This window comes from Neisseria sp. P0022.S010 (assembly GCF_051956635.1).
The window spans coordinates 1-9666 of the sequence record NZ_JBQCXF010000091.1; the positions used below are offsets into that span (position 1 = coordinate 1).

Here is a 9666-nt window from a genome sequence, read left to right on the forward strand (position 1 = left end):
GGTCGGAAACGCGGCCGTAGTAGCTCAAAGCAGTCGGCATGTTTTGGCTTTGTGCATGGTAGTGGCCCAATACGCCCCATGCGAAGCTGCGTTGTTCGCGGCTGAGGCCGGATTCCATGTCGGACAGGGTAGCGGCGGCAGAAGCGGATTTGCGTGCATCTTTGCCGATTACGCTCAACAGGCTGTATTCGGTCGCACCTTGCGCGCCACCTTCAAACGGGCTGCCCAATGCGGCGGCGAGGTTGCGTGCATCCGTGGTTTGGCTGTTGCTCAACAAGCCGCGCACGCGACGCCATGCGTCGTTGGTGTTCAGACGGCCTGAAGCTGCCGCGCTTTCAACCAAGCGGGTACAACCTGCAGGCAGTTTGCCGGTCACGCGAACCAGCTCGGCGGCTTTGCTGTCATTGCCGCTGCTCAAATCGGCATAACATTGCACTTCTTGTGCGACGCCGGCGGCGTTCAATTTGCTGAATTCTTGACGGAACAAATCCCACTGGCCGCGCGCGCCCAAGGTTTTCAGCCATTCGTTGCGGACGTTTTCAGCCATTGCGCTGTCGCTGGCTTGGGATAAAAATTGTTGTACCCAAGCATCGTCACCGCGTTTGGCGGCATCGATGGCGCTTTGGTATTGGCTGTAATCGGACAGGACTTTGGACTCGCTGTCGGCGCGGCGTGAAGGAATAGAAGTAGATTTAGGCTGAACGACGCTTTCGGTTTTCGAAGCAGTCGGTGTGTTTTGGGTGGCGCACGCCGATAAAACAGCGGCGGTAATCAAGCTGAGGGAGAGAGGGAAAAGACGTTGAACGTTCATTGGATACCGTGTCGTTTTTAGAATCAAAATAGCTGCTTATTTTAAATGATTTATGCGGAATAACCGAATTACAAACCGATATTTACATTTTCAAAGCCCGGAAATGACTCAGGCCGTCTGAAATATGAAACACTTTTGAGGTATTCATAATTCAGACGGCCTGTTATGAAAGAAGTCGTCAATCGGGTTTGTGCTCGATATAGTCTTGCGGTTTGTCGGCTTTGCTGGTGCGCGTAACCGTATATTCGCCTTCGATAATGTCTTCGTCATCTTTGGCGGAGCTGTAAGTCTGACGGCTTTGGAAAGACTGCGTAGAAGAAACGGCCGCGTTGCCTTTAAACGGAATCAGCAAGAGCAGGGCGACGGCGGTTGAAATAAAACCGGGGCTGAGCAGGAAAACCGCGGCGGCGGTATAGCGAATCGGCCACAGCATTTGATAGAGGGAAATGTTTTGGCCGCTGCGGACGGCTGCACCTGCGAGCAAAAGGCCGGAAATGCCGGTATGGCGCAGCATAAAGATACCGCTGATAAAGCTGACGGCCATCACAAACAGCGTCCAGCCACCGCCTATCCAGTCGGCAACCCAGACGATGGACATGATTTCCAAAAAGATTAAAACCAAAAAACCGATTCCAAAATACTGCATAAGTGTTTGTTCCTTCATTCAACGGATAGTGTCGATTATGTTTTATCTAGATAAAGATAAACCTTATTTTTTCAAGCAAATGCTGTGTGAAAAAGGGTAAACGGGCGATGAGGCCGTCTGAATGGAGATAAAAAGAAGACTGATGTTTCAGACGGCCTTTAGATATTCTATCGCATCACATTGTTCCAATCGCTTTCAAAATAACTGACGAGAATTTGGTTGTTCAAATAATTTGCTTCAACCTTGCGCCTTGCCATATCGGGCGGAAAACGGAACATTTCGGCGGCGGTTTGGGCATTGAGATAACGCGTGGGGACGTCGAATTTTTGCGGAATAGGGAAGTTTTGGTCAAACCCTGCCAACACAAATCCCCATTCGCCAAAGGAGGGGACGTAGACATGATAGGGCGCGGTATTCAACTTGGCCGCTTCGAGGGTGGCAACGACCGACCAGTAGGCATTAGGGGCGAAATAAGGCGAAGTGGATTGCACAACAATTTTGCCCTGCGGCTCAAGATGGCGGGCAACGAGGCGGTACATGGGGACGGAGTAGAGTTTGCCCAGCGAGAAATTGGACGGGTCGGGCAGGTCGATGATGATAACGTCGAATTTTTCAGACGACCCCTCCAGCCATTTGGCGGCATCGTCGTTGACGACGTGCATTTTGGGATGGGACAGCGAGCCTTGATTGAGCGCGCTTAAGGTGGCGGAGGTTTTAAAAGTAGCAGTCATGTCGGGGTCGAGATCGACCAAAGTAACGTTTTTGACCTGCGGATATTTCAAGACTTCGCGTGCCGCCAATCCATCGCCGCCGCCGAGAATCAGGACGCGTTCGGCGTTCGGCACCATCTGCATGGCAGGCAGAACGAGTGCTTCATGGTAACGGGCTTCGTCGCGTGAGGAGAATTGCAGGTTGCCGTTGATGTAGAGGCGGGTGTCGTCTTTCCAGCGGGTAACGACGAGCCGCTGGTAGGGCGAGTGGCTTTGATAAACGACGGGGTCGCCGAAATAGCTTTGCTCGGCTTTGAAGGAAATGCGGTCGGCGTAGGCGAAGGTGATGGCGAGGATGGACAAGACAATCAGCGCGCGCAGGCGGATGGCGCGGTAGCGGGGCAGTTCGGCTTTGAAGACGCGCGCGGTAAGGTAGGCGACGGCGGCGTTGAGGATGCCGAACAATAAGGCGGAACGCGCCATGCCGAGTTTTGGGGCGAGCAGGAGCGGAAATAATAAGGAGACGGCAAGTGCACCCAAGTAGTCGAAAGTCAGGACTTTGGAAACGAGTTCTTTAAACTCCGCGCCTTTTTGGTTTAACACGCGCATGACCAAAGGAATTTCCATACCGACAACCATGCCGACAATCAGCACAAAGGCGTAGAGCAGGGTGCGGAACGGGGCGGCGGATAAACCAAAGGCCACAAATAATGCCAGCGCGGAAATACCGCCGATGATGCCGACCAGAAGTTCGATTTCGATGAAGCGGTGCAACACGTCTTTATCTTTGATGTATTGGGTCAGGTGCGCGCCTATGCCCATCGAGAAAAGATAAAGCCCGATGACGGAGGAAAACTGCAAAATACTGTCGCCCAAAAGATAGCTTGCGAGTGCGGCGATGATGAGCTCGTAAGCGAGGCCGCAGCTGGCGACGATGAAGACGGAGATAATGAGGGTGCGGTGGGCATTCATGATGACGTTTTTGTGGCTTGAGTGTGGGCAATGTAATGATTTTTAAGGTGGGCTGCAAGTTTATTTATAGGATGTAGAAAAGGCCGTCTGAACGAATTGTTTCAGACGGCCTTTAATCTGTCAGGCATTAATAGCGGTGTTTGAATACCATGCCCACTGCGTAAGAAGATTTTTTCGGCAAATCTTCTTCGTATTTCGGATTGACGTTTTCTTTCAACCAGCCGGCGCCGAGTGTGGCGGTCGTCCGTTTGGAGAAGCTGTAATCAGTGCTGACGGCGACGTGTTTGTAGTCCTCGCCGATAGAGCTTTTACCGTAGGCGAAGCCGATTTGAGGTTTGAAATTGCCGATTTTATATGAACCCGACACCATAAATTCTTTGGTGTTGTTGATTTCTTTGTCGTAAGAACCGGCTACGTTGCCTGCCGCATCTTTCCATACGCCCCAGCAGCTGAAGCCGTCGCAAGTGTTTTTGGCGTATTGGAACGCGGCATCGACGGAGATTTTGTCTTTGCTGTATCCGGCCATGAAAGCGTGGGCTTGGAAGTCTTTGGTTTCGGTTGGAGAGTCGTTGGGTGCGTATTCGGCAGCGTAGTGGGCGTTAAAGCCGTTGTTGGGGTGGTAGTAGTCCACGCCCCAGCCGAAGACCCAGTCGCCGTCACGTTTTTTGTCCGGATTCCAGTCGTTATTGTTGCGCGCGGCATTGGAACCTGGGGAGACGTTGAATTTGAATTGGAAACCGTTTTTCCAAGGCGATTCATAAGCCATGGAAACGCGGCGTTGGCCGAAACGGGAAATTTTGCCGAATTCCAAAATCGGGCTGTTGGTGTCGAACGGGTTCAGATAGATGCTGTTCATAGGGGTACTGATGTAACCCATTTTGACGGTGCCGAGGTTTTTGTAGCTGTTGAGCGCAACGTATGAGTCGGCGGTACCCCAGCCGCCCCAGCGGTCGGAATCGAAGTAAATAAAGGAGCCAAGTTGCCATTTCAACCATAAGTCGTTGTTGAGCGGTACTTCATCGGAGAGATAAAGACTGGAACTTTTATCGGAAATGGTTGTAGAGGTTACACCGGTTTTATTGTTGTGTTCGACCTCGGTCATGATGTAGATGGTACCGCTCATTTTAGGTTCGGCGTGGGCGAAGCTTATGGAAGAGCCGATGAGGGTAGTGGCAACAAAACAAGATAACTTGTTCATTTTGTTCTCCTTTTATGTCTTTTTCTTAATTGGGGACGGGAAATTCGGATAATCTTATTTGACAAATTATAAAAAATCAATACATTTGTAACTTATCGTAGGATAAATTGAAAAATAGTTTTCAGTTACGTATTTTTGTGTTAATTTGCCAACAATCTTAGACGGCTGCTTTTATTTCGATGGTATATGTAGTTTTAAACACTATTTTTATATCTAAAAATAGAGGATTTAACTGGATTTTAAAACCTCAAATATTTGTAGTTAAGTGTAGTTTGAATAATCAGGCCGTCTGAAAAAGAAGAATACCCAAAAGAAGGAATGAAATATGGCCGGAAAAACCTATCCGCTGTTGGCTGCATCATTGGCCGCCGTATTTGCGTTGTCGGCGTGCAGCCGCGATGTCAAACCCGCCCCTGAGTTTAAGCGTACTGATTATGAGCGCGTGGTGGTCAGCAACGGCGTCGAGCCGGGCACGCTGGATCCGCAGATGAGCGGCGATATGGCGGCGGGTGCGATTATCCGTCAGCTGATGGATGGTTTGGTCGGTACGGATGCCGAAGGCAAAACCATTCCTGCTTTGGCGGAAAGATGGGAAAGCAAGGGCGAGCGTGTCTGGACTTTCCATCTGCGTGATGCCAAATGGAGCAATGGCGATCCGATTACCGCCGAGGATTTTGTGTACAGCTTCCGCCGTCTTGCCGATCCGGCCACGGGCGCACCTTTCGGCAGCTATTTGGTCGATGCTCAAGTGGAAAATGCGGAAGATATATTAAACGGCAAAGCCAAGCCTGAGACATTGGGCGTTAAGGCGTTGGACGCAAAAACCCTGCAATTTACGCTGATTGCGCCCGTACCTTATTTCCCCGATATGCTGATTCAGCAATTCACGTTTCCGGTGCACCGCGCCACTGTCGAAAAATACGGCAATAAGTGGACGCAACCCGGTCATTATGTTTCCAGTGGCGCTTATCTGTTAAAGGATTGGAAAGTCAACAGCCACATCAATATGGAACGCAACCCCAATTATTACGATAAAGACAAAGTGGCCATTCCGAAGGCGGTTTTCTTGTCAGGCAGCGGCGAGTACAACCGTTATCGCGCCAATGAAATTGATGTGACTTACGGCATTCCTAGTGATCAGGTCAAAGTGGCGGATATTGAGTTTCCGGGACAAGTGAAACGTACAACTTCTTTGTGCAGCTGGTATTTGGAGCCGAACCACGAAGCGGCACCGTTTAATGATCCGCGCGTCCGCAAGGCGCTCAATATGCTGACGCGCCGCGACATCGTCGTCAAAGTGGGCGGCCGCGGCGATACGCCTGCGTTCCAATTGACGCCGCCGCAAATGCAGGGCGTGATTCCTGTTTATCCGGAGTGGAAAGAGTGGACGCCTGAAAAACGCATCGAAACCGCACGCAAACTGTTGAACGAAGCAGGCTACAACGATGACCATCCTCTTGAGTTCGATATTTTGTACAGCACCAGCGAAGCGTCCAAAAAACAAATCACTGCCGTGCAGTCGGTGTGGAAGGCCGCCATTCCGTTTATCCGTCCGACTTTGTCCAACGAGGAATGGAAAACTTATTTGGATACGCGCGCACAAGGCAATTTCAAGGTTTCGTTCAGCGGCTGGTGTTCCGATTTCAACGATCCGGCAGGCATGCTCAATATCTTGAAATCCAACAATTCAAACAATGCATTCCGCTACAAAAGCGCGGCGTTTGATACATTTATGAACAATACGCTGAAAGATGGTGTCAGCAAGGAAGCGCGCAGCCAGCTTTATGCCGATGCAGAGAAGCAGCTTCAAGAAGACGCTGCACTGATTCCGCTGTATCATCAGGTTGAAGTGCGTATGGTTAAACCCGATATTATCGGCTATTCCGACAAAGACCCTTTGCGGAACTATACGGTCAAGAGCTGGTCGTTCGCACCGAAAAAATAGATTGATTATAGACAGCACAAGCTTTCAGACGGCCTTGATGACAGGGGCCGTCTGAAACAATAGGAGACATAACACATGAAATCTGTACAACAACGTTTGTCCGCTTTACGCGAAGCCATGAAAAAACATGGCGTGGACGCGTTTGTCATTCCTTCCGCCGATCCGCACCTTTCCGAATACCTGCCCGAGCATTGGCAGGCACGCCGCGATTTTTCCGGCTTTACCGGTTCGGCAGGCACTTTGGTGGTAACCGCCGATAAAGCTGGCGTGTGGACGGACAGCCGCTATTGGGAACAGGCCGGCCAACAGCTTGCGCCAAACGGCATCGAGCTGCAAAAAATGGGCGTTGATGCGCCTTATACCGAGTGGCTGGCACAAAATCTGCCCGAGGGTGCAGTGGTCGGCGCGCCTGCCGATATGTTCGCACTCAGCGGCGAGCGCGGTTTGAAACAGGCACTTGCCGCCAAAAACATCCGCCTCGAATACCCAGAAACTTTGTTGGACGAAGTGTGGGACGACCGTCCTGCATTGCCGACTCCGGAAATCTACGTTCACCATCCCGACTACGTTTCCGAAACCGCGGCCGAAAAACTGGCCCGTATCCGTGTGGCCATGAAAGAGCAGGGTGCGGATGCGCATTTGGTTTCTTCTTTGGACGACATCGCTTGGATTACCAATCTGCGCGGCGACGATGTGCCGTTCAACCCTGTGTTCTTATCTCATCTGTTTATCAGCCAAGACAAAGCCGTATTGTTTACCGATGCAGGCCGTCTGAAAGCCGAATCTGCTGAAGCCTTGAAAGCAGCAGGTTTTGAAGTGTTGCCTTATGCGCAAGCGGCGGACTATTTGGCAGGCGTTAAGGGTGCATTGTTGATTGATCCGAATAAAACCGCCGTCGGCACTTTGCGCCGCCTGCCTGAAGACGTTCGTTTGATTGAAGCCATCCACCCCAGCACATTCTTTAAATCGGTTAAATCCGATGCCGACATCGCCCATATCCGCAATACCATGGCGGAAGACGGCGCGGCATTGTGCGGCTTCTTTGCCGAGTTTGAACAAATTTTGGCAGACGGCGGCGAATTGAGCGAGTTGGACATCGACGGAATGCTCTACAAACACCGCAGCCAACGTCCAGGCTTTATTTCGCCAAGTTTCGACACCATCGCCGGCTACAATGCCAATGCCGCCTTGCCGCATTACAGCGCGACACCGGAAAACAACAGCAAAATCAAAGGCGACGGTATGCTGCTGATTGACTCCGGCGGCCAATACTGGGGCGGTACGACCGACATCACACGCGTGGTGCCCGTCGGCAATCCGAGTGCGGCCATGAAACGCGACTACACTTTGGTGTTGAAAGCGCATATTTCTTTGGCGGAAACCATTTTCCCTGAAAACATCAAAGGCCCGATGATTGATGCCATCTGCCGCAAATCGCTCTGGCAGGCACAATGCGACTACGGTCACGGTACAGGTCATGGCGTGGGCTATTTCCTCAATGTGCACGAAGGCCCGCAAAGCATTGCCGTTGCCGCCGTACCGCAACCGCATCACGCGATGAAGTCAGGTATGCTGACTTCCAACGAGCCGGGTCTTTACCGTCCGGGCAAATGGGGTATCCGTATCGAAAGCTTGGTGATCAACCGTCCGGTTGAAAACCCAGAGGAAACCGAGTTCGGCAAATTCCTGTATTTCGAGACCGTTACCCTCTGCCCGATCGATACGCGCCTCATCGATACCAAACTGATGACCGGTAGCGAAATCGAATGGCTGAACCAATATCACGCCGAAGTACGCCGTCGTCTCGAGCCTTTGACAGAGGGCGCGGCCAAAGCATGGCTGATTGAGCGCACCGAACCTTTGGTGCGTTAACGTGAAAGGCCGTCTGAAACGGCGGATACCAAGTTTCAGACGGCCTGATAACAACAATTATCTACAAACTACAAAACCTTACCCGACTCCGAATAAAAACAATAACCCGGTCGGAATAGAGAGAGAAACCGGCGCGGCGACGTTACAGATGCCTGCTGCCATTCATCCGATTTCCGCTTCAGGTCAGCTTTGTTTTCACGAGTCCGGTATGTTCAGACAGGACAGCCTGATTATGTTGAAATTCATCATCAAACGGATATGTGCTTCCATCCCGACCATGCTGGTGTTGATTACCGTATCGTTTTTCCTGATGCGGCTCGCACCGGGTAGCCCGTTCACAGGCGAACGCAACCTGCCGCCTGCGGTCATGGCCAACATCGAAGCCAAATACCACCTCAATGATCCGATGTACCTCCAATATTTCCACTACCTCAAACAATTGGCGCAGGGGGATTTGGGGCCGTCGTTCAAATATAAAGATTTCAGCGTTAATGAGTTGCTTGCCCAATCCCTGCCGGTATCGGCGGAACTCGGCTTCTATGCCTTTTTGATTGCCGCCATCTTCGGCATGTTTATCGGCATCATCGCTGCCTTAAAACAAAACAGTTGGCTGGATTATGCGCTGATGAGCGGTGCGATGACCGGTATCGTCGTTCCCAGCTTTGTGATGGCGCCGGTATTGGTACTGGTGTTTGCCGTCAGACTGCAATGGCTGCCTGCCGGCGGCTGGAACGATGGCGCACTGATGAACTTGATTTTACCCGTCGTTACTTTGTCCATCGGTTATGTATCCAGTATCGCGCGGATTACGCGCGGCGCGATGATTGAAGTATTGAACAGCCCCTTTATCCGCACGGCACGCGCCAAAGGCCTGCCCATGAGCCGTATCATTCTGCGCCATGCGCTGCGTCCGGCCATGCTGCCGATTGTTTCTTTCTTAGGCCCAGCATTCGTCGGCATCATCACCGGCTCCATTGTGATTGAAAACGTGTTCGGTATTCCCGGCGTCGGACAATTGTTTGTCAACGGTGCGCTCAACCGCGACTACGGCATGATTTTGGGTTTGACGATTTTGGTGGGCATCATGACCATTTTGTTTAACGCCATCCTTGATATTCTGTATGCCATTATTGACCCGAAAATCCGTTATTAATCCCATTTGCGCAAAGGCCGTCTGAAACGTTCAGACGGCCTGAAGAAAGAATAAAAAGCGAGAGAGAACATTATGTTATTCAAAAAGAAGCAGACTCAGGCCCTTGCAGAGGCAGCAGAATACGCCCAAGTACACGGCAAAAGCCTGTGGAGCGACGCATGGCGGCGTTTTAAACAGAACAAAGCGGCGGTGTACAGTATTATCATCCTGTTGCTGATCAGCATTTTTGTGATTGTGGCGCCATGGATCGTCCGCTACACCTACGACTTCACCGACTGGGACAATATGCAGATTCCGCCGTCCTTTTCTACCCATCACTATCTGGGTACGGATTTGCTCGGCCGCGATTTGCTGTCGCG

The 9666-nt window shown here is 51.3% G+C and carries 6 protein-coding genes and 2 pseudogenes; 4 read left to right on the forward strand and 4 right to left on the reverse strand.

The window, feature by feature from the left end; all coding sequences use genetic code 11:
- From ACTHUT_RS09700 to ACTHUT_RS09715, 4 genes and pseudogenes are all read right to left on the reverse strand, one after another.
- Positions 1 to 811, reverse strand: a pseudogene (locus ACTHUT_RS09700) (lytic transglycosylase domain-containing protein); the annotation flags it as partial.
- Between the two features lie 178 nt (positions 812 to 989).
- Positions 990 to 1457: an FxsA family protein gene (locus ACTHUT_RS09705; RefSeq protein ID WP_191620517.1), complete on the reverse strand. Its 468-nt coding sequence runs from the start codon at positions 1455 to 1457 to the stop codon at positions 990 to 992.
- Between the two features lie 167 nt (positions 1458 to 1624).
- On the reverse strand, positions 1625 to 3142 hold the full coding sequence (locus ACTHUT_RS09710; RefSeq protein ID WP_315039725.1) for a polyamine aminopropyltransferase: 1518 nt from the start codon (positions 3140 to 3142) through the stop codon (positions 1625 to 1627).
- A gap of 124 nt (positions 3143 to 3266) precedes the next feature.
- Positions 3267 to 4337 carry a porin gene (locus tag ACTHUT_RS09715; protein WP_440385655.1) on the reverse strand — a complete coding sequence of 357 codons (1071 nt, stop codon included), beginning with the start codon at positions 4335 to 4337 and terminating at the stop codon, positions 3267 to 3269.
- Between the two features lie 325 nt (positions 4338 to 4662).
- On the opposite strand from ACTHUT_RS09715, the gene ACTHUT_RS09720 reads away from it, so the two are divergent.
- The 4 genes and pseudogenes from ACTHUT_RS09720 to ACTHUT_RS09735 all read left to right on the forward strand — a co-directional run.
- Positions 4663 to 6282, forward strand: coding sequence for an ABC transporter substrate-binding protein (locus tag ACTHUT_RS09720; RefSeq protein WP_222570400.1), 1620 nt, complete (start codon positions 4663 to 4665; stop codon positions 6280 to 6282).
- A 75-nt stretch (positions 6283 to 6357) separates the two neighbouring features.
- Positions 6358 to 8154, forward strand: a complete 1797-nt coding sequence (locus ACTHUT_RS09725) for an aminopeptidase P family protein (protein ID WP_440385656.1) — start codon at positions 6358 to 6360, stop codon at positions 8152 to 8154.
- Between the two features lie 232 nt (positions 8155 to 8386).
- The gene (oppB, locus tag ACTHUT_RS09730; RefSeq protein ID WP_036490316.1) at positions 8387 to 9307 is read left to right on the forward strand and encodes an oligopeptide ABC transporter permease OppB; all 921 of its coding nucleotides are present in this window, start codon (positions 8387 to 8389) and stop codon (positions 9305 to 9307) included.
- Positions 9308 to 9379: 72 nt separating this feature from the next.
- Positions 9380 to 9666: pseudogene (locus ACTHUT_RS09735) on the forward strand (peptide ABC transporter permease); the annotation flags it as partial.

Excerpts from the sequence above, each read along its gene's own strand:
- ACTHUT_RS09705 (WP_191620517.1), bottom strand. The coding sequence starts at position 1,457 with ATGCAGTATTTTGGAATCGGTTTTTTGGTTTTAATCTTTTTGGAAATC.
- oppB (WP_036490316.1), top strand. The coding sequence starts at position 8,387 with ATGTTGAAATTCATCATCAAACGGATATGTGCTTCCATCCCGACCATG.
- ACTHUT_RS09725 (WP_440385656.1), top strand. The coding sequence starts at position 6,358 with ATGAAATCTGTACAACAACGTTTGTCCGCTTTACGCGAAGCCATGAAA.
- ACTHUT_RS09720 (WP_222570400.1), top strand. The coding sequence starts at position 4,663 with ATGGCCGGAAAAACCTATCCGCTGTTGGCTGCATCATTGGCCGCCGTA.
- ACTHUT_RS09715 (WP_440385655.1), bottom strand. The coding sequence starts at position 4,337 with ATGAACAAGTTATCTTGTTTTGTTGCCACTACCCTCATCGGCTCTTCC.